The sequence below is a fragment of the Bacillus sp. ATD genome, from assembly GCF_050585765.1.
GTDB lineage: Bacteria > Bacillota > Bacilli > Bacillales > Bacillaceae > Bacillus > Bacillus stercoris.
On sequence record NZ_JBOBQH010000004.1, the window covers coordinates 55,798 to 77,919 of the forward strand.

26 protein-coding genes, 1 pseudogene and 1 other annotated feature are annotated in these 22,122 nt (G+C 44.2%); of the genes and pseudogenes, 3 read left to right on the top strand and 24 right to left on the bottom strand.

Annotation, left to right across the window (positions count from 1 at the left end):
• Window positions 1-12: 12 nt before the first annotated feature.
• The 6 genes from ACQXR1_RS10865 to nadB all read right to left on the bottom strand — a co-directional run bounded on the left by ACQXR1_RS10865 (window position 13) and on the right by nadB (window position 6,367).
• Window positions 13-735, bottom strand: a complete 723-nt coding sequence (locus ACQXR1_RS10865; RefSeq protein WP_227099011.1) for a YebC/PmpR family DNA-binding transcriptional regulator — start codon at window positions 733-735, stop codon at window positions 13-15.
• Between the two features lie 106 nt (window positions 736-841).
• Window positions 842-1,441: a spore germination protein SgpA gene (gene sgpA / locus ACQXR1_RS10870; protein ID WP_040082279.1), complete on the bottom strand. Its 600-nt coding sequence runs from the start codon at window positions 1,439-1,441 to the stop codon at window positions 842-844.
• A gap of 147 nt (window positions 1,442-1,588) precedes the next feature.
• Window positions 1,589-2,743, bottom strand: coding sequence for a spore coat assembly protein SafA (safA, locus tag ACQXR1_RS10875; RefSeq protein ID WP_430772106.1), 1,155 nt, complete (start codon window positions 2,741-2,743; stop codon window positions 1,589-1,591).
• Between the two features lie 115 nt (window positions 2,744-2,858).
• Entirely contained in the window at window positions 2,859-3,965 is a 1,107-nt protein-coding gene (nadA, locus tag ACQXR1_RS10880; RefSeq protein WP_430772108.1) for a quinolinate synthase NadA, read from the bottom strand.
• On the bottom strand, window positions 3,952-4,821 hold the full coding sequence (gene nadC / locus ACQXR1_RS10885; RefSeq protein WP_014664836.1) for a carboxylating nicotinate-nucleotide diphosphorylase: 870 nt from the start codon (window positions 4,819-4,821) through the stop codon (window positions 3,952-3,954). Before nadC ends, nadA begins: the two co-directional genes overlap by 14 nt.
• A complete protein-coding gene (gene nadB, locus ACQXR1_RS10890; protein WP_069839616.1) occupies window positions 4,775-6,367 on the bottom strand; it encodes an L-aspartate oxidase in 1,593 nt (530 codons plus the stop codon). The genes nadC and nadB overlap by 47 nt, the downstream gene beginning before the upstream one ends.
• A gap of 102 nt (window positions 6,368-6,469) precedes the next feature.
• On the opposite strand from nadB, the gene ACQXR1_RS10895 reads away from it, so the two are divergent.
• Entirely contained in the window at window positions 6,470-7,657 is a 1,188-nt protein-coding gene (locus ACQXR1_RS10895; protein ID WP_430772110.1) for an IscS subfamily cysteine desulfurase, read from the top strand.
• Entirely contained in the window at window positions 7,617-8,159 is a 543-nt protein-coding gene (locus tag ACQXR1_RS10900; RefSeq protein WP_014664839.1) for a transcription repressor NadR, read from the top strand. Before ACQXR1_RS10895 ends, ACQXR1_RS10900 begins: the two co-directional genes overlap by 41 nt.
• Before the next feature lie 24 nt (window positions 8,160-8,183).
• Here the strand turns inward: ACQXR1_RS10900 and pheA are convergent, their stop codons facing one another.
• From pheA to spo0B, 4 genes are read right to left on the bottom strand one after another with little or no spacing between them, the layout of a single operon-like run.
• Complete coding sequence (gene pheA / locus ACQXR1_RS10905) at window positions 8,184-9,041, bottom strand: prephenate dehydratase (RefSeq protein ID WP_430772111.1); 858 nt, start codon at window positions 9,039-9,041, stop codon at window positions 8,184-8,186.
• Window positions 9,042-9,057: 16 nt separating this feature from the next.
• Entirely contained in the window at window positions 9,058-9,501 is a 444-nt protein-coding gene (thrR, locus tag ACQXR1_RS10910; RefSeq protein WP_003222630.1) for a transcriptional regulator ThrR, read from the bottom strand.
• Window positions 9,502-9,561: 60 nt separating this feature from the next.
• Window positions 9,562-10,848: a GTPase ObgE gene (gene obgE, locus ACQXR1_RS10915; protein ID WP_014664841.1), complete on the bottom strand. Its 1,287-nt coding sequence runs from the start codon at window positions 10,846-10,848 to the stop codon at window positions 9,562-9,564.
• Window positions 10,849-10,880: 32 nt separating this feature from the next.
• Window positions 10,881-11,459, bottom strand: coding sequence for a sporulation initiation phosphotransferase Sop0B (gene spo0B / locus ACQXR1_RS10920; RefSeq protein WP_014664842.1), 579 nt, complete (start codon window positions 11,457-11,459; stop codon window positions 10,881-10,883).
• Between the two features lie 77 nt (window positions 11,460-11,536).
• Here spo0B and ACQXR1_RS10925 point away from each other — a divergent pair.
• Window positions 11,537-11,661 (top strand): annotated as a pseudogene (locus ACQXR1_RS10925) (hypothetical protein).
• A 120-nt stretch (window positions 11,662-11,781) separates the two neighbouring features.
• Here ACQXR1_RS10925 and rpmA read toward each other — a convergent pair.
• The 14 genes from rpmA to ACQXR1_RS10995 form a co-directional block, all read right to left on the bottom strand.
• Window positions 11,782-12,066, bottom strand: coding sequence for a 50S ribosomal protein L27 (gene rpmA, locus ACQXR1_RS10930; protein ID WP_003222623.1), 285 nt, complete (start codon window positions 12,064-12,066; stop codon window positions 11,782-11,784).
• Window positions 12,067-12,078: 12 nt separating this feature from the next.
• Window positions 12,079-12,417, bottom strand: a complete 339-nt coding sequence (locus tag ACQXR1_RS10935; RefSeq protein WP_014477547.1) for a ribosomal-processing cysteine protease Prp — start codon at window positions 12,415-12,417, stop codon at window positions 12,079-12,081.
• Window positions 12,418-12,419: 2 nt separating this feature from the next.
• Entirely contained in the window at window positions 12,420-12,728 is a 309-nt protein-coding gene (gene rplU, locus ACQXR1_RS10940) for a 50S ribosomal protein L21 (RefSeq protein WP_010330275.1), read from the bottom strand.
• Window positions 12,729-12,741: 13 nt separating this feature from the next.
• Window positions 12,742-12,817: a sequence feature (ribosomal protein L21 leader region), on the bottom strand.
• Between the two features lie 57 nt (window positions 12,818-12,874).
• The gene (gene spoIVFB / locus ACQXR1_RS10945; protein ID WP_014664844.1) at window positions 12,875-13,741 is read right to left on the bottom strand and encodes a stage IV sporulation intramembrane metalloprotease SpoIVFB; all 867 of its coding nucleotides are present in this window, start codon (window positions 13,739-13,741) and stop codon (window positions 12,875-12,877) included.
• A complete protein-coding gene (gene spoIVFA / locus ACQXR1_RS10950) occupies window positions 13,734-14,528 on the bottom strand; it encodes a stage IV sporulation protein SpoIVFA (protein ID WP_014664845.1) in 795 nt (264 codons plus the stop codon). The genes spoIVFB and spoIVFA overlap by 8 nt, the downstream gene beginning before the upstream one ends.
• A gap of 148 nt (window positions 14,529-14,676) precedes the next feature.
• Window positions 14,677-15,483 (bottom strand): septum site-determining protein MinD, encoded by an 807-nt coding sequence (gene minD, locus ACQXR1_RS10955; RefSeq protein ID WP_014664846.1) that lies wholly within the window; start codon window positions 15,481-15,483, stop codon window positions 14,677-14,679.
• A 1-nt stretch (window position 15,484) separates the two neighbouring features.
• On the bottom strand, window positions 15,485-16,165 hold the full coding sequence (gene minC / locus ACQXR1_RS10960) for a septum site-determining protein MinC (protein ID WP_014664847.1): 681 nt from the start codon (window positions 16,163-16,165) through the stop codon (window positions 15,485-15,487).
• Between the two features lie 52 nt (window positions 16,166-16,217).
• Window positions 16,218-16,736 (bottom strand): rod shape-determining protein MreD, encoded by a 519-nt coding sequence (gene mreD, locus ACQXR1_RS10965; RefSeq protein WP_430772113.1) that lies wholly within the window; start codon window positions 16,734-16,736, stop codon window positions 16,218-16,220.
• Window positions 16,733-17,605 (bottom strand): rod shape-determining protein MreC, encoded by an 873-nt coding sequence (gene mreC, locus ACQXR1_RS10970; protein ID WP_040082268.1) that lies wholly within the window; start codon window positions 17,603-17,605, stop codon window positions 16,733-16,735. The genes mreD and mreC overlap by 4 nt, the downstream gene beginning before the upstream one ends.
• Window positions 17,606-17,635: 30 nt before the next feature.
• Complete coding sequence (gene mreB / locus ACQXR1_RS10975; RefSeq protein WP_003229650.1) at window positions 17,636-18,649, bottom strand: cell shape-determining protein MreB; 1,014 nt, start codon at window positions 18,647-18,649, stop codon at window positions 17,636-17,638.
• 91 nt (window positions 18,650-18,740) lie between these two features.
• Entirely contained in the window at window positions 18,741-19,436 is a 696-nt protein-coding gene (gene radC, locus ACQXR1_RS10980; protein WP_014664850.1) for a RadC family protein, read from the bottom strand.
• 36 nt (window positions 19,437-19,472) lie between these two features.
• On the bottom strand, window positions 19,473-20,042 hold the full coding sequence (locus ACQXR1_RS10985) for a Maf family nucleotide pyrophosphatase (protein WP_040082267.1): 570 nt from the start codon (window positions 20,040-20,042) through the stop codon (window positions 19,473-19,475).
• 152 nt (window positions 20,043-20,194) lie between these two features.
• The gene (locus ACQXR1_RS10990; RefSeq protein WP_430772114.1) at window positions 20,195-21,193 is read right to left on the bottom strand and encodes an SPOR domain-containing protein; all 999 of its coding nucleotides are present in this window, start codon (window positions 21,191-21,193) and stop codon (window positions 20,195-20,197) included.
• A gap of 133 nt (window positions 21,194-21,326) precedes the next feature.
• Complete coding sequence (locus ACQXR1_RS10995; protein ID WP_430772116.1) at window positions 21,327-22,073, bottom strand: prepilin peptidase; 747 nt, start codon at window positions 22,071-22,073, stop codon at window positions 21,327-21,329.
• Window positions 22,074-22,122: the final 49 nt, after the last annotated feature.

The following is a 22,122-nucleotide window of genomic DNA, read 5'->3' on the forward strand; positions in this document are numbered from 1 at the left end:
CGTGCCGGTTTTTTATGAGCGATAATTGGTATACACTTCTTGAACATCATCATCATCTTCAAGGATGTCTATTAATGTTTCCAGTTTCTCAACAGCCTGGTCATCGGCATCTGCATAGGTTTTGGGGAGCATGGACACCCCCGCTGAAGAAATTGGATATTTCGATTCGAGCGCTGTTTTTACCTCTTCAAAAGACTCAGGCTCTGTTAAAACCTCATACAAGTCTTCTTCAGCCCGCAGCTCTTCTCCTCCTGCTTCCAGCACATCAAGCATGAGTTCATCTTCTTCTATTTGCTGTTTAGTCCGGTCTATCGTAATGAATCCCTTCCGTTCAAATAAAAAGGCTACACATCCGCTCTCTCCCAGACTTCCGCCATTTTTATTAAAGGCAGTTCGCACATTTGACGCCGTTCGGTTTTTATTATCTGTTACGCATTCAACCATGACGGCAATCCCTGAAGGACCGTAGCCTTCGTAGGTGATTTCTTCATAGCTGCTTCCATCTTGGCCTCCCGCAGCTTTTTTAATGGCCCGGTCTATATTTTCATTTGGCATATTGGCGCCTTTTGCTTTTTCGATAACTAGACGCAATGCTGAATTTGCTTCCGGATCCGCTCCGCTTTCTTTCGCTGCCACATAGATTTCTTTCGCAAGCTTCATAAATATTTTCCCGCGCTTTGCATCCTGTGCATTTTTTCTCTTTTGTATGTTTTTCCACTTAGAATGGCCTGCCATGTTTTCACCTGCTTTTCCTTTTTCTATGTACACTTTAATGGGTATTGTTCGCTGATGCAAAGAAAAAGGCTGCCGAATATCACTATCTTCCGGCAGCCTTTCATCTTTAGCGGGTGTTCATTTTATGAAGTCTTCTGAACAGCCCTTTATCTGTCGATACTTGGACGTCACGGCCATTCGCATAGTTGCGAGCAGCTTTTGCGACATTATCTCTGTCAGACTTTGTGAAATCCCTGTGGCTTCTGACTGCGACAACTACTCGGTCATCCGATACCATCACTTGTGTGTCATTGACATTTTTCACTTGTTTCACACGGTTGGCAATTTTGGCCGCCAGTCTTCTGTTTTCTTGGTTGTCATACCCGTTGTACGCCACATTCCGATTCATGTTTCGGTTATTCGTGTTGTTATATGTTCCATCAGTAGCCAGAGGAACGCGATCGTCGGCAGTAACACGGTCACGGTTATTTACATTCGTGGTGTTTCGGTTACCGTCGTTCTGATCCTCCATTAATTCAGAAACAGGACCATCGTGGTCGATTCCGTCTCCCTGTCTGTCAGCATCGTTTTCATTTGTATAATATCCGATTGGACGGGTATTGCCGTTATTGCGCGTATCATTCATCGCATTATTATCGTTTGCTCCGCATGCTGTTAAGCCGGCTGTCATAAGAATCAAGCTAGCGATCGTCATTTTTTTACCCAATGGAAAAACCCCCCGTGGACGAATTGAGCATGTTTGCTCGTTTTTATCATGTGCGTCCGAGGGGCATGTTAAGCGTGTCAGTTCTGTCCATTTGGCAGTGATCTGCTTGAAAACAAAAAAAGGAACGATTTACATCGTTCCGAACGATCACTCATTTTCTTCTTCCGGCCGGCCAAACATTTGGTTTACAGAAGGCTGATTCGTCATTGGCATAGAAACTCCTGCCGAATATGGGTTTGGATTTGGGTTAGCTGTGCCATATGGCATATTAGGACTTCCATAAGATCCCAGTCCCGAGTGGCCAGGCGCAGAGAAATATGGCTGATGATCACCGTCACAGCCGCAGTCGTCATGATCTTTGTACGGCATGTAACCAGGAGCCGCAGCAGGCTGGTACGCTCCCATTACTTGGGGAGTGCCATAATAAGGGCCATATGGCATATGTCCATACGGAGATCCATAAGCCGGAGATGCGTAATGCGGATCACCGTATGAACCGTAATTTCCGTGGTGGCTGTTTTCATGATGCTGGTTTTCATAACCCGAGTCATACTGAGGCGAGACAAAGCCTGGCTGATATCCATGCATCGGATACGGATAAGCATGTGCAGGATAGAACGGATAGCACAATCCGGATCCTGGAAGAATTGGCGAAACAGGCACCGGACATGGTACAAAATGAGCCGGATAATGAAAATAAGGCTGAACAGCCGGCATATTCGGAACTGTGTGATGAACGTTTTCTTCTTCTACACCGCCTACTTCTGGCGCCTTTGGCATATTAGGCATATTCGGATAATTTGCATTTTCCATATTACTCATAGCCTCCTGTTGTGGAAATTGATCTTGCATATGATACATATGATCTATATTTCCGTCATGATGTTTTTTCGGCTCCTCCGGTTTAGGAGGCGACCAAGGCTGGAAAAGCTGTTTCATATCATAATACTCGTTCACATCAGCTTCAGGATACACATTTTCCTGCAAATTAGGCATCGGCGGGACATACGGCACAGACTTCTTTTCTTTCGGCTTTGTGTCTTCTACGTCGACAACGGATTTAGGCTTCTCTTTCGCATATGGATGTTCTTGCTTCACATTCCCGGCCGCAGGACTTTTGCCCGCTTTTGGCTCTTTTCTGACCGGGACGCCTTCTGACGGCACTTTTATTTTCATTCCAGGCATGATTAAGTCTGGATTACTAAGCTGTGTATTGAGTTTTTTCACTTCCTCAACATCGACTCCGTACTTTTCAGCTATTTTCCAGAGCGAATCGCCTTTTTGAACGATATGGATTTTCAACGTTTTCCCCTCCTATGCAAAACGTGAACAGTTCAGCTGTGCTTACAATATGTTTCTTCACAACATATGCCTGAACAAAAGAAGTTATGAGTACAGGAAGGGAAATATTTCTGATCTACGTGATCGAAAGCATTCGATTCAGGGCAAGGAGTGCATCCTCCTGAATGGCTTTTGGCACCTTAATGACGCCTGAAGGCTCTCCTTTTTCAATTTGTTCCAACGACCACAACAAATGCGGCAAATCGATTCGGTTCATTGTCAGGCAAGGGCACATGTCAGGGTTGAGTGATTCGATTTGTTTATCAGGGTGCTCATGAATGATCCGCTGGACAAGATTCATTTCTGTCCCGATTGCCCACTTGCTTCCCGCCGGAGCCTGGTTGATTGTGTCGATAATATATTTAGTTGATCCGCTATCATCGCTTAGTGTCACGACTTCGTGGGAGCATTCCGGGTGCACAATGATCTGAATGTCGGAGTCACGCTCTCTCATATCATGGATATTTTTAGTGGTGAATTTCTCGTGAACAGAACAATGCCCTTTCCACAAAATCACTTTCACATTCGTATGCTCGGATTCAGTCACTAATTCATCTGTAATCGGGTCCCACACCGCCATATCTTCAAGCGCAATGCCCAGATCATAAGCCGTATTTCTCCCTAAATGCTGATCAGGCAAAAATAAAATTCTTTTTTTCTGTGTAAACGCCCATTCAAGCACTTTTTTCGCATTCGAAGAAGTCACAGTTGCTCCGCCATGCTTTCCGACGAATGCCTTGATCTCCGCAGTGGAGTTCACATAAGTTAAAGGTATGATCGTATCTCCAAATATATGCTGAAGCTTCTCCCATGCCCTATTGGTTTGCTGCATGTCAGCCATGTCAGCCATAGAACATCCAGCTCTCATATCTGGCAGGACAACCGTTTGCTGCTCGCCTGTCAGCATATCAGCGGTCTCTGCCATAAAGTGAACGCCGCAAAATACGATGTAATCCGCTTCTTTGTTTTTTTCCGCTACTTGGGCCAATTGCAGGGAGTCGCCTGTTTGGTCAGCAAATTGTATCACTTCATCCTTTTGATAATGATGGCCTGGTATAAAGAGCCTGCTGCCGAACTTTTCCTTAATGGCGGCAACACGCATTTCCATATCCTTTCTTGACAGTCCTTTGTAACTCTCCGGCATCATATCATTCGATTGTTTGATCACATCAAGAATTGACATAACGGCATTCCTCCACAGATTCATTTGATAACGTAACATCCATGCTGATATCTAAACTTTTGACGGAATGAGTCAGAAATCCTAAGGAAATATAATTCACACCCGTCCCTTTAAAAGCAGGCAAAGATTCTAACGTAATCCCGCCAGAGGCTTCAGTTTTTATATGATCCGGTGTGAGCTTTGAAAAATGACGGACCGTATCTGGCGGACAGTTGTCAAACATAATAACATCTGCTCCTGCTTCAATTGCTTCTCGAAGCTGGTCCTCCGTTTCAATTTCCACTTCGATATTTACCATGTGCCCCACGGCCTGACGAGCTTTCTGGCATGCCTCTAAAATAGAGCCGCATGCAGCAATATGATTGTCTTTAATCATGACACCGTCATACAAGCCGAATCGATGATTATACCCGCCACCCGCTCTGACAGCGTATTTTTCCAGCATTCTCAGCCCCGGTGTTGTTTTTCTCGTGTCACAAATTTTAATCTGTTCATCATCCAGCCTGTGGACAGCCTCTCTTGTCATCGTCGCAATTCCTGACAGCCTCTGAATAAGATTTAATACGACCCGCTCTCCTGAAAGAAGCGCTGCCGCCGGACCTCGTAATACTGCAATCACTTCACCTTTTCGCAAAATGTCCCCATCTTTTTTGTGTAAAATGATTTGAACATTTTTATCTAATAAAGCAAAGCCTTCTTTTATCACCGCAGCCCCTGCAAAGATCCCCTCTGACTTTGCAACAATCTCCGCTTCACAGCTCTGCTCTCCAAAAATAGACTGCGATGTAAGATCCCCTGACCCAATATCCTCAAGAAAAAAGTGATTCAGTAATTTTTTCAGCTGTAAATGATTCATTGTTCCAAATCCCCTCGTTTATTCTGATCTTCGTTCCTTTTTTTGTATGGACAATTTGTCTTCCCTGCCAGCTCACCTCAGCATGAGGAAAATCGGTGCGGAAGTGAGCCCCCCTGCTTTCCTCCCGTAAAAGCGCAGAAAACGTCATCAGCTTTGCAGTTTGCCATAAATGAGAAAGCTCCAGCTGCCGAATTGTGATATCCTTCACATTCATTTTTTGAAAAGGCAGCGTATGAAGCCAGATGCTAAGCTCAATCAAACTGCTTTGTTCCCGCAGAATAGACATGTGGCTTGTCATTTGGCTTTGCAGTTCATGCACCTCTATATCTGGCACCTCGTAGAATACGTTTTTGGGAGTCGCTTGATATTGCCTGTTATAAACCGGTTTTTGCATAATATGCTCTGCTGCTCTTTTACCAAACACCAGCGCCTCCAATAAGGAATTGCTCGCAAGCCGGTTTGCTCCATGTAAACCAGAGCATGCAGTCTCGCCAATCGCATAAAGCCCCGGTACTGTCGTTTCTCCCCAGCGATTAACTGAAACACCCCCCATTAAGAAGTGCATTCCCGGCGCAACAGGGATTTTTCCACTATGGATATCAACCCCTGCTTTTTCACAAATGGCGGTGATGGTAGGGAAACGCGCTTCAAAATCAGAAATCGCACTGAAGTCAATATAAACGTGATTTCCTTTTGCCATTTCCTCATGAATAACCCGTGAGACAACGTCCCTTGGAGCCAGGTCACCTAAAGGGTGCCGTTCAGCCATAACCCGGCGGCCGTTTTCGTCTACTAAACATCCGCCTTCCCCTCTGACAGCTTCTGAAACAAGCCCATAGGAAACACCATTTTTCACAAGCAGTGTCGGGTGAAACTGTGTAAACTCTAAATCCGTTACTTCCGCTCCGGCCCTGTAAGCCAGAGAAAGACCGTCACCTGTGACAGAGGGATCATTCGTATGGTGAAGAAACAGGTTCCCGCAGCCGCCGGCAGCCAGCACAACTTCGTCTGCATGCCTTACCTTGAGCCGCCCCTTGCAGTCTTTTGTCATAACGCCGATACAGCGGCCATCCTCTATAAGCAACTCTGCTGCCGTTTCATGCTCGATTAACTTAATTTTGCTGTCGATCCGTTTGAGCAAATAATCGACAAGCAGCCTGCCTGTTGCGTCTCCGCCCGCATGAAATATACGGTTGTATGAGTGGGCTCCTTCTCTTCCGAGACAAACATCGCCTCGTTCATTGCGGTCAAATGGAAATTCACGCTCCAATAGGCTTTGAATCATCATTTTTCCATCATGTAAAACATCTGCTGCAATAGCTGGATTATTATGGCCGCACCCTGCGTATAACGTATCCTCCAGATGGGCTTCAATCGAGTCACCTTTTGTATAGGCCGCAGCAATCCCGCCTTGTGCATAGACAGAATTGCTGTTTTTGGCGCTTTTTTTTGTGATAACAGTCACTTCGTATGACGGCGGGAAAGCTGCCGCTAAAGAAAGTGCCGCCGCCCCTGAACCGATGACTGCAATCGTCTTTTTAGACATATGTCACCCTCCTGTTGTTTACACCTGTCTTGACACCTATATTTACACAAGGATAAAATAAACTCAAGAGTTTTTTATGGAGAACGGATGGAGGAAGACCGGATGATTTATTTAGATTATGCAGCGACAACGCCGATTTGTGAGGAGGCTCTTAACGTTTATCAGAAGCTCAGCATGGATATGTACGGAAATGCAAGCAGCCTGCACGATGCAGGAGGAAAAGCAAATCACATACTGGAGTACTGCCGTGAAAAAATCGCCAACATCATTAGCGGTAAAGCAAGCGGCATCTATTTTACAAGCGGCGGCACTGAATCTAATTTTCTGGCCATTCAATCATTGCTAAACGGCCTGCCAAAAACGAAAAGACATTTTATTACGACCGCCATGGAGCATCAGTCTATTCAAAACTGTGCTGCATATCTGGAACAGCATGGATTTGATGTCACCATCATTCAACCGAATGAATACGGGCTTATTACCGAGGAAATATTAGCAGCTCATATCCGTCCAGAGACAGGCTTGATATCGATTCAGCATGCCAATTCTGAAACCGGGATCATTCAGCCCATTCAACGTCTGTCTTCATACCTGCATAACAGGGGTATTCTTCTTCATTGCGACGCTGTTCAAACGTTTGGGAAAATTCCTATCAATACAGAAGATTTGGGAGTAGATGCACTCTCAATATCGAGCCATAAAATCCATGGACCTAAAGGAGTGGGTGCGGTCTATATCCGGCCGGATGTCCCTTGGAAACCCGTTTATCCTCTCACTACTCACGAACGAGGATTCAGGGCCGGCACCGTAAATGTTCCCGGGATCGGAGCCTTCACTGCCGCGGCGGAATGGATCGTAAGCGAAATGGAAAAACAGATATCCCGCAATGAGGCATTAAGAACATACTTTCTAGACCAAATCCGTATGCGGTCTCTCCCTGTAACCCTTGCGGCAGACACTTCACAAACAGAATGTCTTCCGCATATTGTAGGGTGTTTTTTCCACTCATTTGAAGGACAATATGTTATGTTAGAATGTAATCGGAGCAATATTTGCATTTCAACGGGCAGCGCTTGTTCTGCCGGTTACCACGGTCCGTCAGCAACGATGAAAGCATTAAGAAAAACGGAACAAGAGGCTCTGCAATTTATCCGCATCTCTTTTGGCAGGCATACAACAGCTGACCAGCTGGATCAGTTATTACATACGTTTACAATGCTTTGGGGACAAAAGAAAGGAGAATTTGATATTGACCGAGGAATTAAAGCTTATGGGCGCCAACAGGCGTGACCAGCTTCTTCTGTGGCTGAAGGAATCTGCATCACCGCTGACAGGAGGAGAACTCGCAAAAAAAGCAAACGTTTCAAGACAGGTTATTGTACAGGATATATCGCTCTTGAAAGCGAAAAATGAACCGATTATCGCCACAAGCCAAGGATATGTATACATGGATGCGGCCGCTCAGCAGCACCAGCAGGCGGAAAGGATCATAGCATGTCTGCACAGTCCTGAACGGACAGAAGAGGAACTGCAGCTCATCGTGGACGAAGGCGTTACAGTGAAAGACGTAAAAATTGAGCATCCCGTTTACGGAGATTTAACTGCAGCCATCCAAGTAGGCACCCGGAAGGAAGTTAGCCATTTCATTAAAAAAATCAATTCTACGAATGCTGCCTACTTGTCACAGCTGACCGACGGCGTGCATCTGCATACATTGACAGCATCTGATGAACACCGCATCGATCAAGCCTGCCAAGCACTCGAAGAAGCCGGCATTTTAATTAAAGACTAAAAAAAGCCCTCTAGAGGGCTTTTTTTATAATTGGTAGGACTGGTATGCACCCAAAAGCTTCACTTTGCAGCCAAGCGCTTCAAGCTCCTGCATGGCTCCTGGAATCAATACATCATCAAACGCTTTCTCAATATCAATAATAAAGAAATAATGGCCTAATCCCGTTTTAGTCGGACGTGACTCAATTTTTGACAAGTTTAAATTTCTCCAAGAAAATGCAGACAGCACTCTATGCAGCGCCCCCGACTGATCATCCTGCGGAAGCATGACCATTAAGGTCGTTTTCGGCCTGGAACTCAATTTTGAATTCACTTCAAAAGATATGTTTTCATCCGGGGACAGGATAACAAATCTTGTATGATTGTCCCTATAATCCTGTATATCCCGTTCCACGATTTTTAATTCGTATGTAGAAGCTGCCATCTCATTGGCAATGACCCCGATATTCAGCTCGGGATGGTCACTGACAAACTTTGCTGCCGCCCCGGTAGAATTGGCGTATTCATATGGAACGGAAGGAAATTGACGATGGAGAAATTTATGGCATTGCGCAATCGCGTGCGAATGTGAGTAAATTTTGTCGAGCTCTTTCCACGCATTCTCTCTAGAGGGATGGACGAGCAAATGCTGATGGATCGGCAACGTCATTTCACCCACGATTGGCAAGGGCTGTTCATGTATTAAATAGTCTATTGTCAGATTTACTGATCCTTCTAATGCATTTTCCAAAGGAACAAAAGCGAAATCAACTTCGCCTGCAACTGCCGCATCTATACACTCCGGAATGGTGCGGTAAGCCACATGTTCGGCGCCGTTTTGAAAACAAGAACTGACTGCTAGATGTGTAAATGTAGCTGCTGGACCTAAATAACCGACTTTCATGACGATTTTCTCTCCCTTATGCACCTGAACCTAATATTTCAACCTTTTCTACAAAATCAAACTTCCTGAGCTTATTCATTAATGTATGAATGTCTTCTTCCATTGCAGACGTACTGATAGACAGTGTCACATTTGCTCTCCCTTGAAGCGGAATGGTCTGGTGAATGGAAAGAACGTTGCTACCAGAATCAGCTACCGCCTGAAGGAGCTGAGATAACGCACCTGACCTGTCCTCTAAATGAAAGAAAAGTGTGATAATTTGTTCTTTAACCATAGTATAGAATGGAAAAACAGCATCTCTGTATTTATAAAATGCACTTCGGCTTAAATCAACCTTTTGAACGGCATCTGCTACTGAGTCTGCTTTTTTTCGATCAAGCAGCTTTTTGACTTCCAACGTTTTTCTCATTGCATCGGGCAATACATCTTCACGGACAAGATAAAATGTCTCCTCTTTCATTTGCATCTCCCCTTTAAAATAGAGAGCCTGACACCAGGCTCTCTTCTCAGCCAACTTTCATTAATCAATAAATTCAAATTCAAATTCCAGAAGCCTGATAATATCTCCATCCTTGGCTCCGCGTTCTCTGAGTGCTTCATCAACACCCATTCCGCGCATCTGTCTCGCAAACCGTTTAACCGATTCATCACGTGAGAAATCAGTCATCTTGAATAATCGCTCAAGGCTGTCTCCTGAAAGCACAAATACACCGTCTGGATCGCGTGTAATGTTAAATGGCACTTCTTCATTTTCCATCGTGTACATGACACGGTTTTGTGTAAGCTCTTCCTCATCATACAGCGGGAACTCCGGTGTGTTCTCAAGCTGATTGGCAACCTCAAACAGAAGCTCGCGAAGGCCTTCTCTTGTCACCGCGCTGATCGGGAATACCGGATAATCATCCGTCAGTTTTTCTTTAAAGGCTTCAAGATTTTCTGCAGCCTCCGGCATGTCCATTTTATTTGCAACGATAATTTGCGGACGCTCAGTGAGTCGCAGATTGTACTCGCTCAGTTCCTGATTAATCGTGACATAATCATCATACGGATCGCGGCCTTCTAAGCCGGACATGTCAATGACATGAACAATAACCCGTGTCCGTTCAATATGGCGCAAAAACTGATGGCCAAGTCCGACGCCTTGGTGTGCGCCCTCAATCAGTCCTGGTAAATCTGCCATTACAAAGCTGCGCCCGTCATCCGTTTCAACCATGCCGAGATTCGGCACAAGCGTTGTAAAGTGATAATCCGCTATTTTCGGCTTTGCAGACGAGACAACAGACAGCAACGTCGATTTTCCCACGCTCGGGAACCCGACGAGTCCGACATCTGCAAGCACTTTTAATTCAAGAACAATGTAGCGTTCTTTTCCCGGCTCGCCGTTTTCTGAAAGCTGAGGCGCGGGATTAGCCGGTGTAGCAAAGCGGCTATTCCCTCTTCCGCCTCTTCCGCCTCTTGCAATGACAGCCCGCTGTCCGTGCTCTGTTAAATCAGCGATGACCTGTTTTGTATCATCGTCTGTCACAACGGTGCCCGGCGGAACTTTAATGACCATATCATCAGCATTTCGTCCGTGCTGGTTTTTGGACATGCCATGCTCGCCGCGAATCGCTTTAAAGTGTTTTTTGTATCTAAAATCCATTAGGGTGCGGAGACCTTCATCCACTTCAAAAACGACGTCTCCTCCCTTTCCTCCGTCGCCGCCGGCAGGGCCGCCTTTTGGCACATACTTTTCACGGCGAAACGCAACCATCCCGTTGCCGCCGTCGCCGCCTTTTACATATACTTTGACCTGATCTACAAACATAATGTCCTCCGTTCTAACCGTTAAAAACTCCGCTAGTCCAATCCAATTTCAATCAGACATTCGTGACTTGTGATTTTAAAACGCATGATATCAACTTCCTCATATCCATTCTGCCGAATATCATCAAAAGCAGATGGATCGGCAAAGGCGCCGTGGAAATCAAGGTATAGAATCAATTGTCTGTCAGGATGATCTGTTTGGAGCGAAACCGTTAAATGGTTTTCACTCTCTCTGCTGACCGCTTGATCAAACAAATCAAACAGCTTTCTCATCAGTTTCGCCAGCTTTTGGTCATAAGCCGACAAATCCTTAATTTCTCCAAGAACTTCATATTCAAGCGTCATATAATGGGTTTTCCAATTAAATGTAAGAAAATCAAACGCCAAATGCGGTGTTTTCAGGTTTGAGAGCTTTGATTCGTGCTTTGCGTCTATAACCATTTCTTCAATCATTTCAAAGACGCGATCATACTTCTGTAAGCTTAAGTTTCCTTTAATCAGCTGCAGCTTATTCATCCAATCATGCCGGGAATGGCTAAGCAGATGAATCAGTTCGTTTGTTAATGCCGTGTCGCTTATATTTTCTTCTTGATTTTTTGAAACATCCTTCATTTTCGCACTCCCAATCATTTAATTTCTTATTTAGGAGTCTGTATAAGTGTGTATTATGAATTATAACAGAGAAGGCTTTGTTAGAAAAACAATTGTTTTTCCCAGAAATATCATGTTCCTTTTTTCTGGCGCTTTGGTTGATTTGCAGCCAGGCAGAACATTTTATGTATTACTGCTTGGGGAACATATCCAGTGGGTTTGAGATGTTTATTCTCATTCTTGGCGGGGTCTGCTCGCACATACTCTGCATTTCATTCTAGGTGTTTACTCCGCGTATTGCAAAAAAAACTCCAGTCATCAACGACCGGAGTTTTTTGAATCATTATTGAGCTACAGGATATACGCTCACTTTTTTGCGGTCACGGCCGAAACGTTCGAATTTAACAGTTCCGTCGATTTTCGCAAATAGAGTGTCATCTCCGCCGCGGCCCACGTTTTCACCTGGGTAAATTTTTGTTCCGCGTTGACGGTAAAGGATAGAACCGCCTGTTACGAATTGACCGTCAGCACGTTTAGCACCTAAACGTTTAGCCTCAGAGTCACGTCCGTTCTTTGTAGAACCTACTCCTTTTTTAGAAGCGAAAAACTGAAGATCTAATCTAAGCATGTAGCTCACCTCCTATATTATGTTTGTGGTCACACGCAAGTTGTCTTTGTAATCTCGTTCGATTGTCTCTAGCGAAACAATCATGCCTTCAATCAGCAGCTGAGCTTTTTGGCGCGCATCCGGATCAAGAGATTCAGGAAATTCAAAATAAAAATAACCCCCGTCCTCTCCTATATCAAGAAGCGGCTCGAAGCCTGCGAGCACAATGACCGCGTTAACGGCTCCAAACACAACGGCTGTCACTCCGGCACAAACAAGATCTTGTCCATGTTCAGCAAAATTCGCATGGCCCGTCATTTCAAAAGACAATATGCCTTTATCATGAGACCTTCTGATTGTTGCCTGAATCATGCTTACGCGTTGATTTTTTCGATCGTCAATTTAGTGTAAGGCTGACGATGACCTTGTTTTTTATGAACGTTTTTCTTTGCTTTGTATCTGAAAACAGTGATTTTTTTCGCGCGGCCTTGTTTTTCAACTTTAGCCGTTACTGTCGCGCCTTCAACTGTAGGGTTGCCGACTTTCACGTTGTCTCCGCCAACAAACAAAACGTCTTCAAAAGTAACTGTTTCACCTGCTTCAGCAGCAAGTTTTTCGATGTAAACAGTTTGGCCTTCTTCAACTTTGATTTGTTTACCGCCTGTTTTAATGATTGCGTACATTCTCTGCACCTCCTATTAGACTAAGACTCGCCAGATACCAGGGGGCTGTAAAAGCTCTTAACACCTGTACTGAGCGGTTGTAGCAATGGTGCTACATCCATAACATTAAAAAATATACCAAAATACAAGACGTTTGTCAATCGATTTTAGTAAGGCAGCAGCAGTTCCTCCATGGAGGAATTCGTCCGCTTATCGGCAAAGTAAGCGTGCAGCACTTCATTCTCGTCAAGCTGGCTGAGCTTCTCGCCTGATTTCTCAATAATAATTGGATGTTTGCAGCCGCGTTTGAACTCGGCCATCACGTGATAGACTTTATCCTCCGCCTTTACTGTCAGCGGCAGAAGTTTCTCAAGATCCCGGTTTTTTCCGTAATACCTTTCAAGAAGAAATCTCACATGGATATAGTGCCTTTGCCTATATTCCTCAAACAAAGAAACAGCCAGAAAGACAAACAAAACCCATGCGCTGATTTGCAGAGGAATCACAAATAAAACCCAGCACCCAAGCAACAGGCAGAAGCAGAGCGACGTTTTTAGATTGAGCCGGTGAGCCTTTTGAAAGGGCAGCTGTTTGGAAAACAACAAAAATAACAGTTTTCCGCCATCCAGCGGCCAAATCGGCAGTAGATTGACAAATAAAATAGAAAGATTATAAAAGGTGAAGAGTTCAAAGGTATGCTGATGAATCACTGAGGCTTCTGCAAGCATCCAGGCAGCAACCTGAAGCCAGATGTGCTGAAGAGGGCCGGCAATAATGACCGCAAATTCTTCCTTTAACGGCCGATTCCCATGCTCTTCCACTTCAACCGTTCCGCCAAACGGCAGCAAAAATACACGCTTGATTCTCCAAGAAAAAAACACAGCCAGAGCAGCATGCCCCAGCTCATGAATCAATACAATCAGGAGCAGACATAATAATGCTTTCATATGGCCTGTGAGCAGCCCCAGCGCCGCAATAATCCAAAGAAAAGGATGCACATGGATCTTTAAGATAAGGTCGAGCCATTTATTCAAATGAAATCACCTGAATCGGATCAATAAATTTATCGCCGTCTTTCATGGCAAAATAATAGACCCCTTTATTATGATCATCAAGCTTAATTGAACCAAGCTTTTTGCCTTTATCCACAAAATCATATAAAGCAACATCCACATCTTTGAGCTCGCCATAAATACTGTAGGTGTTGTCAGCATGCTGCACCTTAACCGTCAATCCCGTCTGGCTGTCTTTGCTGACTTCAACCACATAGCCTTCCTTTACGCTATCAATCGTATCGCTGCTTGTTTCAACTTTAATTCCTTCCCCATTGTTCTGAAAATCCTGCTGTACTTTCCCGGATGCAGGCGCGACCAGATCTTTGCTTACTTCAACCTGCTGTTCCTTATCTTTGTGTTCAGGAGCCAGAAAAGCAAGCGGATTTCCAAATTTCGTTTCAAACCAATGGCTTGCCGAAGCAAATTGAAATTCAGTTTCGAAAGTTTTGGCAACTGCGGGTTTAATCTGGCTGGCAGGTCCAATGTTTGTTTTATAGGCTATAGCCGAAACGAGAACAAGGCAGGCCGAAAGAAGACATTTCAGGATAATTGAATCTGTTTTCACCAATGGGTGTTTTCCGTTGAATGTTGGCATGTTATCTTCGTAGACCGGAAGTGTTCCATGCTTTTCCTGATCCGTTACCATCACCCAGGACGGGGGTTTCTGCTTTTCAGAAACTGTCTGAGTAGAGAAACGTTTTGAGCCGGAAAGCTGTTTTCTTCTTTTCTCTAATCGTTTTCTGATTTCATCTGCTCTGTGACTCATTGCCATCATCCTTTGCATTCGTTGGGTTTGTACATCATATGTCTTGTCCATGGCAAATATTCGGTTTAGTCAGGAACAAAGCAGACAAAAACAAAAAAACCTGACACAGCATTTGCTTTGTCAGATTCTTCTCTTTGATTCTATCACATTAAGATCTTACGCCGAAAAATGACTTAATCTTAGCCATCATTCCTTTGTTTTGCTCTTCAAGCACTTGTAAAGGAACAGATTCACCTAAAATACGGCGGGCAATATTTCGATATGCAATGGAAGCGCGGTTTTTCGGGTCCATCGCAATCGGTTCGCCATGATTGGAAGCTTTAATGACTTCATCATCATCAGCCACGATTCCGAGCAAATCGATCGACAGATGCTGTACGATTTCGTCGATATCCATCGTGTCACCGTTTTTCATCAGGTGATTTCTGATTCTGTTTACAACAAGCCGCGGCGATTCAACATTTTCTTCTTGCTCCAGCAGCCCTATAATACGGTCAGCATCACGAACGGCTGAGATTTCAGGCGTAGTGACCACAATCGCTTTATCAGCTCCGGAAACGGCATTTTTGTACCCTTGCTCGATTCCCGCAGGACAGTCTATGATGACATAGTCAAATTCCTGTTTGAGCTCTTGGACCATGTTTTTAATTTGTTCAGGAGCAACAGCTGTCTTATCGCTCGTTTGAGCAGCAGGCATTAAATAGAGCAGATCATCAAAACGTTTGTCTTTTACGAGCGCCTGATGCATTTTGCATCTGCCCTCTACAACGTCTACAAGATCGTAAATAATTCTATTTTCAAGACCCATTACAACATCAAGGTTGCGCAGTCCTATATCAGTATCCACTAAGCATACGCGCTTCCCTAAAATGGCTAAGGCGGTACCGAGGTTCGCAGATGTTGTTGTTTTACCTACTCCGCCTTTTCCCGAAGTTATTACGATAGCCTCACCCAATTCACATTCCTCCCTCAAGCCTTGTTAGATCAGGTCTTAAATGAGCCAAATGTTGAAGGCGTTCAATGACCATATTTCCGTCTGTATCTAAATAAGCACATTCCATTTCGTTCCCTTTTTGAATGTGGTCTGGGGAGCGATTTAACACATGATTGATTCTTAATTGTGTCGGCAGCATTTCAGAGGCGGCGATGACCGCTTGATTATTTCCGTTAAAACCGGCGTGCGCGATTCCTTTCAGGGAGCCCAGAACAAAAATGTTCCCTCCGGCCCTGACTGTTCCGCCGGGATTCACATCACCGATCAGGAGCAAGTCGCCTTTTACCTGCAGCACCTGGCCTGAACGGACAATTTTTGAAACAGAAATAATTTCGGCTTCCTCTTTTATCCGCTGTGCTTCTTTTTTAGTAATGACTTCACTGTCAATAGAATGAACAAACAAATCTTTCTTTGACGCAATCAATTCAGTCAGCTGTTCCTCTTGCTCCTTATATAAAAAGCGATTTCCCAGCTTAACATGGACGCTGATTTTCTGGCCTTTTCCATCGGTATATTGTTCAATTGACAGCATATTCTGAAGACCATCGAGAAGCTCATCAAAAGAACACGCATCATCCAGATGCAATGTTAACCCATTCTTTGTTCCTTTTATCGTTACATATTGCTGCTTTTTGGTCTTCACAATATTCACCTCAACAACATACTCATTTCGTCAAAAAAAGATAAAATCCTTTTTACTCATCTCTCAATTCTTTCTTTAGACTCATAAAAAATAATCTAAACGGCAGAACAAGAATAAGAGCTGCTACAATATTCAATAAAATTGTCGGTATAAACCGGTCAAGCACAAATCCGTTAAACGTCATAATATCTTTATGAATCAAAGACTGAATGCCGAATACGTAAAATTCGAGCAGACAGACAGCCAGAACCGCTATCAATATCACTACAAAAGCGTTTGTATGCAGCACTTTAAACGCTTTTGAAGCCAAATAGCATAGCCCTGCAAAACCAAACATGTAAACGCCTAATAGACTTGTATAGTTCATGTCATATAGAAAACCAAAAATAAATCCGTAAATCATCGCGTGTTTTTGGTTGATAAAAGCCGACATGAATATCAATACAAGCATCAAAAAACGCGGAGCGAGCACTTGGTCGTCTGTAACGAAAGGAAAATGCACCAAATCTGTAAAAATGCTTTCCGCAGAAAAAACAAGCATCATAACGAAAGGGAGAAAGAAACGTTTCACGATCCTTCCTCCTCTGTATCGACAGTCGGCACGTCACGGTTAACAACGATCACATTATTTAAATCGGTAAGGTCAGCCGCAGGTTTTACATAAGCAACCTTCGTTAATCCATAGGAATCTGACTCGATATCAGTCACTTCACCGATTGTCAGCCCTTCTGGGAAAACACCGCCTGTGCCTGATGTTTCAATAAGATCGCCTTTTTTCACGTCTTGTTTATCCTTACGCTCAATAATTGTCATCTTCAGACGTTTTTTCTCTTTGTCATATCCTTCGATCAAGCCGTAGCCTTTGCTGCCTTTTTTTCCGGAAATTTTCGTCGCGACTCTGTTATTGCGGTCAGTATCGCTTAAAAGCTGAACAGTTGAAGTGAAATTGTTCAGTCCGGAACTTTTGATCTTGCCGATTAATGCACCTTTTTCGTTCGTAACGGCCATATCTTTCGCTACGTTTTGCTGAGTCCCCTTGTTAATGGTGACCTGTTTCGCCCAATTATCAGGGCTTCTGGCGATGACCGTTGCCAAAATCGGCTTGTAATCCTTAATCGATTTGACATGGCCAAGCTCGGCACGCAAGGATTTGTTTTCTTCTTCAAGCTCTTGAAGCTTGGCTTCATATTGTGTCTGTCCGTCAAGCTTTTCTCTCAGACGCTCGTTTTCTTTGTATGTGTTTTTTAAATCATTGATGTTCTCAAATATTCCTGCAAAAAATTCGGCAGGCGTATGAAAAATATTTTGAAATACTCCCGTCGTATCGCCGATCACTTTCTCAGGCCAGGTGGTATTGCGGCCGCCCTTCAGCGAAAATCCAATCATAGCCACCAATATGATAATACACAGAAGTAATAGCATTAACCGCTTATTCGGCATCGTGTTACACCTCTTCTATTGAACTCCCGATTATCTAGTTTTCCCTTTGAAAAGATGGATGTGCTCCAGTGCTTTCCCTGTTCCGATCGCTACACAATCAAGCGGATCTTCGGCGATAAGGACCGGCATTTTCGTTTCTTCGCTAATGACTTTGTCCAAATTGCGAAGAAGCGCTCCGCCGCCGGTTAACACTATACCTCTGTCCATGATATCTGCTGCAAGCTCAGGCGGTGTTTTTTCGAGTGTGCTCTTCACGGCTTCAACAATTGTAGATACAGTGTCGCGTAGAGCGTTAGAAATCTCTTTTCCTGTAATTTCGATTGTTTTCGGCAGACCTGTCAGCAGATCGCGTCCGCGGATTTCCATGTTATCGGACTCTTCAGGAGCTTCTGCAGATCCGATTTCCATTTTAATCGCTTCAGCCGTACGGTCACCGATCATCAGGTTGTATGTTTTTCTGATGTAGTTGATAATCGCGTCATCCATCTCATCACCGGCTACGCGGATTGATTGAGACGTTACGATGCCTCCGAGGGAAATAATCGCAACTTCTGTCGTACCGCCTCCGATATCAACAACCATGCTTCCAGTCGGTTCCCAAACTGGCAGATTGGCTCCGATTGCTGCAGCAAATGGCTCTTCAATCGGATACGCGTCACGCGCTCCCGCCTGTCTTGTCGCATCGATAACAGCGCGTTCTTCAACAGCTGTAATACCTGATGGAACACATACCATTACATATGGTTTTCTGGCAAACATGCCTTTATTTTTAATGGCCTGATTGATGTAATATTTCATCATCGTCGCCGTAGTTTCATAATCAGCGATAACGCCGTCTTTCATCGGGCGCAGAGCCACCACGTTGCCCGGTGTCCGTCCAATCATATTTTTCGCATCATTTCCGACAGCAACAATCGATTTCGTATCCGTCTGCAAAGCGACAACTGACGGCTCTCTCACAACAATTCCTTTTCCTTTTACAAAAACAAGCGTATTCGCAGTTCCAAGATCTATACCAAGGTCTCTTGCACCAATTCCAAACATATGTATGTATCTTCCTTTCTTAAAGCAAAAATACCCTAAAGGGAAAAACTCATAAACTCTATTATAGCTTAATTCGACGAAAAAAAAAGTGTTACAAATATCCTTTTTCCTTTAAACTCACAAATTTTTTGTCCCCGATCACCAAATGGTCGAGCAGCTCGATGCCAATCAGGTTTCCGCATTCAAACAGCCGTCTTGTCACTTCAATATCTTCCCTGCTCGGCGTCGGATCTCCAGAAGGATGATTATGAACACAGATAAAGGAAGCGGCAGATCGCTTAAACGCTTCTTTAAACACCTCTCGCGGGTGGACAATAGATGAATTTAGGCTTCCGATAAATACGGTGCGTTTATGGATGACTTGATTTTTTGTATTTAAGTATAAACAGACAAAATGCTCCTGGGTTAAAAAGCGCATATCCTCCATGACAAGATTAGCGCCGTCTTCCGGGGAGCGAATGACGAAATGTTCTTCGTTGGCTAATTTATGAATCCGGCTTCCGAGCTCAACTGCTGCCAGTATTTGAATCGCTTTTACCATACCGATTCCCGGGATGCTTGACAGCTCTTCAACCGATGCTTCCTTCAGCAGACGCAGCCCGTCAAAAGAGCGCAGCAGCCGGTTTGACAGCTCCAAAACAGATTCGTGTTTAGTCCCTGTCCGCAATAATATAGCCAAAAGTTCATGATTCGCTAAGTTCTCGGCTCCGACTTTCAGGAGCCGTTCTCTTGGCTTTTCTTTCGTTGGGAAATCTCTGAGTTTTAATGGCAGATCGTGTATGACCAAGCACTCCTTTTCTTTCCCTTCCCGTTTATAAAATCATCATGCCTTTATATCAAAATGACGTAGAGCTCTCATTGTTTTTGATATAGGAAGGCCCATGACTGAATAATAATCTCCGTCTATTTTCTTTACAAAAAGCGCGCCTCTTCCTTGGATGCCGTATGCACCTGCTTTATCCATCGGCTCTTTTGTTTCAATATACGTCCAAATCTCTTCTTCACTGAGGGGCCAAAACGCAACTTCTGTCTTATCATAAAAAGTCTCGCTGTGATTTTCAGCTTGAATGCTGACCGCGGTTATTACTGAGTGACTTCGGCCTGAAAGCCTCCGCAGCATGGATGCAGCTTCTTCTTGATCCTGCGGTTTTCCGAGGCATTCGCTGTCAAGGCATACCATTGTATCAGCACCGATAACAATTGCATGCGGGTGGAGATCAGCAACAGCCTTAGCTTTTTGTTTTGCCAACCATTGGACGTTTTCTTCTGGTGAAAGGTTTCGATTTAATTTTTCTTCTACTTCACTGACAATAATGGAGTAGGGCAGCTGGAGAAGATCGAGGAGTTCTTTCCTGCGCGGAGATTGTGATGCAAGTATTAGCGGTTTTGTCATGTTCGTCATCCTTTCAGGGGTTTGCTTAAGAAAAAAAGATACTCGTTTATCCTACCAAATCACGGGGCTTGTCACAATTTCAGAAAAATAACTTTTTCATGACAAAATAAAAAAAGCCTGTCACTAAAGGACGAAGGCTCACGCATTTTTTCTTATTTAACGACGGCTAACAGCTGCTGCTGAGCCTTCCATCCGGCTGCAGCACTTGGCTCCTCTAACTCCTTTAATGCCTGCAGAATCGCTTTTTTCTCTCCTGTTTCTGACGCTTTTGTTTCACCAAGCGACTTTTCTATTTTTTCTACACTCGCTTTTGTAAAGTCTTCTCCGAGAATCGCCTTTGTCGCAAGCTCCGCTGTTTCCTTAAAAGAATCGGTCATATCCGACTCTATTGATAAAGAAAGCTCCTTACCTCCCCAAGCTTCAAAATCACTGTCGATTAAAAGCTGTCCTAACTGCTGTGAGACATCCTTTTCACTTGCTAAGCCTGCAATAACATACGTGTACCCATCATCCTTTGACAGTGACACGGCGGAATAACCCTTTTCGGTCAATTGTTTTGTTAACGTTTCGGCACCCTTTTCATTTGAAAATTTCCCGGCTTGCACAGCGTATGTTTTGTATGCACCTTCAGTTTGTGCCGCTTGTTTTTCTGTGCCTGAGGTTTGTTTATCAGCAGAAGCATCTCCGGCTTTTGCCGTTTGGCTGCCTAGAGAATCCTCTAAAGAGGCCGGTGCTGACGCTTCTTTATTCCCCGACATGCTTAACGCGAATAGCCCTAACCCAGTGCCAATGACAGCCGCGAAGGCAATCGTCGCAGCCACTCTTTTTACTGGTTTGGCAGTCCCGGTCTTTCCTTTTGCATAAGACTTTGATTTTTTCTTTTGATAAGGAGGAACAACTTTAGGGTCCTCTTTAAACACCTTGTCCTCCTCGGAATCCCAATTAAATTCATCTTCATCAGGATGTTCCTGGGATGCCGCAACCTCTTGTTCTGCCTTTCTTTTTTCCTCCCAATTTGAAAATGTCATGCTTTTATCCGCCTCTGTTTCTTGCGTCTCTTGTTCGTAAACTGTCTCTTCTTTTCCATTAATCGTCACCTTGAGGGCTTTTTCTGCGGCTTTACTGTTTTTTTTATTCTTTCTTTTTTTCAATTCCGCTTCCTCCCTTCATTTGCTTGACCGTTCTTGTCGGCTTTTCATGCTACACACTTTAGCACAGGCGAAAAAAAAAAGAACAAGACTTTTGTCGTCTTGTCCAAAAAACGTTCGTCAAATTTTTCAGCAGTCATCCCGATGCCATTTTGATATAAAACGAAATGATAGAGTCCCCGTATAAATAGGTTAAAATACTCCCTGCCGCTATTGCGGGGGCAAAGGGAAGCGGCTGCTTTTTGGCGAGTCTACCAGTCAGAACAGCTGCCGACCCGTACAATGCGCCTATCAAAACAGAAAAGAAAAAGGCAGCCGCCAGCATTTTCACACCAAGCACAAAGCCAATCACCGCAAATAATTTAATATCTCCTCCCCCTACTCCCCCATGAGTGATTGCGGCAATTAAAGCCAGAAATAGAAATCCGGCTGCAGCACCTAACAGGCCTGCATACCAGGAATCAAGCGGAGAAATCAATCTCGCAGCGACCAAAAAGGGAAGGAAAAAAATCAATATTTGATTTGGAATCAGCATATAATGAAGATCTGTCACTGCAACAATAATGAGAAGAGAGAGAAACACGACAGCGGTTAACAATTCCAGCGACATGCCAAAGCGTATTCCTGCGGCGGCAAATAAACACGCTGTCACAAGCTCAGCCGCGGGATACATAAAAGAAATCCTATGCCCGCAGCTTTTACATTTACCTTTTTGAAATAGGAATGACAGGATGGGAATTAATTCTGCAGGGGTCAAAGCCCGCCGGCAAAACGAGCATGATGAACGGGGCGCGATAATAGATAGATGTAAGGGGATACGGCGCCCGGCCGTATAGTAAAAAGAACCAAGGATAAGCCCGAAGATAAAAAGAATGAATAGCATAGACAACACACCTTTACTCACTGAGTTCTGGTATAGATTGTAGCAAAAT

What these genes read in the sequence shown, in the direction of transcription:
- obgE (WP_014664841.1), bottom strand. Translation starts at nt 10,848, where the DNA reads ATGTTTGTAGATCAGGTCAAAGTATATGTAAAAGGCGGCGACGGCGGC.
- spoIVFA (WP_014664845.1), bottom strand. Translation starts at nt 14,528, where the DNA reads ATGAGTCACAGAGCAGATGAAATCAGAAAACGATTAGAGAAAAGAAGA.
- spo0B (WP_014664842.1), bottom strand. Translation starts at nt 11,459, where the DNA reads ATGAAGGATGTTTCAAAAAATCAAGAAGAAAATATAAGCGACACGGCA.
- rplU (WP_010330275.1), bottom strand. Translation starts at nt 12,728, where the DNA reads ATGTACGCAATCATTAAAACAGGCGGTAAACAAATCAAAGTTGAAGAA.
- nadB (WP_069839616.1), bottom strand. Translation starts at nt 6,367, where the DNA reads ATGTCTAAAAAGACGATTGCAGTCATCGGTTCAGGGGCGGCGGCACTT.
- rpmA (WP_003222623.1), bottom strand. Translation starts at nt 12,066, where the DNA reads ATGCTTAGATTAGATCTTCAGTTTTTCGCTTCTAAAAAAGGAGTAGGT.
- nadA (WP_430772108.1), bottom strand. Translation starts at nt 3,965, where the DNA reads ATGTCAATTCTTGATGTGATCAAACAATCGAATGATATGATGCCGGAG.
- thrR (WP_003222630.1), bottom strand. Translation starts at nt 9,501, where the DNA reads ATGAAAGAGGAGACATTTTATCTTGTCCGTGAAGATGTATTGCCCGAT.
- mreC (WP_040082268.1), bottom strand. Translation starts at nt 17,605, where the DNA reads ATGCCGAATAAGCGGTTAATGCTATTACTTCTGTGTATTATCATATTG.
- ACQXR1_RS10995 (WP_430772116.1), bottom strand. Translation starts at nt 22,073, where the DNA reads ATGCTATTCATTCTTTTTATCTTCGGGCTTATCCTTGGTTCTTTTTAC.
- mreB (WP_003229650.1), bottom strand. Translation starts at nt 18,649, where the DNA reads ATGTTTGGAATTGGTGCAAGAGACCTTGGTATAGATCTTGGAACTGCG.
- ACQXR1_RS10935 (WP_014477547.1), bottom strand. Translation starts at nt 12,417, where the DNA reads ATGATTCAGGCAACAATCAGAAGGTCTCATGATAAAGGCATATTGTCT.
- ACQXR1_RS10865 (WP_227099011.1), bottom strand. Translation starts at nt 735, where the DNA reads ATGGCAGGCCATTCTAAGTGGAAAAACATACAAAAGAGAAAAAATGCA.
- nadC (WP_014664836.1), bottom strand. Translation starts at nt 4,821, where the DNA reads ATGAATCATTTACAGCTGAAAAAATTACTGAATCACTTTTTTCTTGAG.
- ACQXR1_RS10895 (WP_430772110.1), top strand. Translation starts at nt 6,470, where the DNA reads ATGATTTATTTAGATTATGCAGCGACAACGCCGATTTGTGAGGAGGCT.
- pheA (WP_430772111.1), bottom strand. Translation starts at nt 9,041, where the DNA reads ATGAAAGTCGGTTATTTAGGTCCAGCAGCTACATTTACACATCTAGCA.
- ACQXR1_RS10985 (WP_040082267.1), bottom strand. Translation starts at nt 20,042, where the DNA reads ATGACAAAACCGCTAATACTTGCATCACAATCTCCGCGCAGGAAAGAA.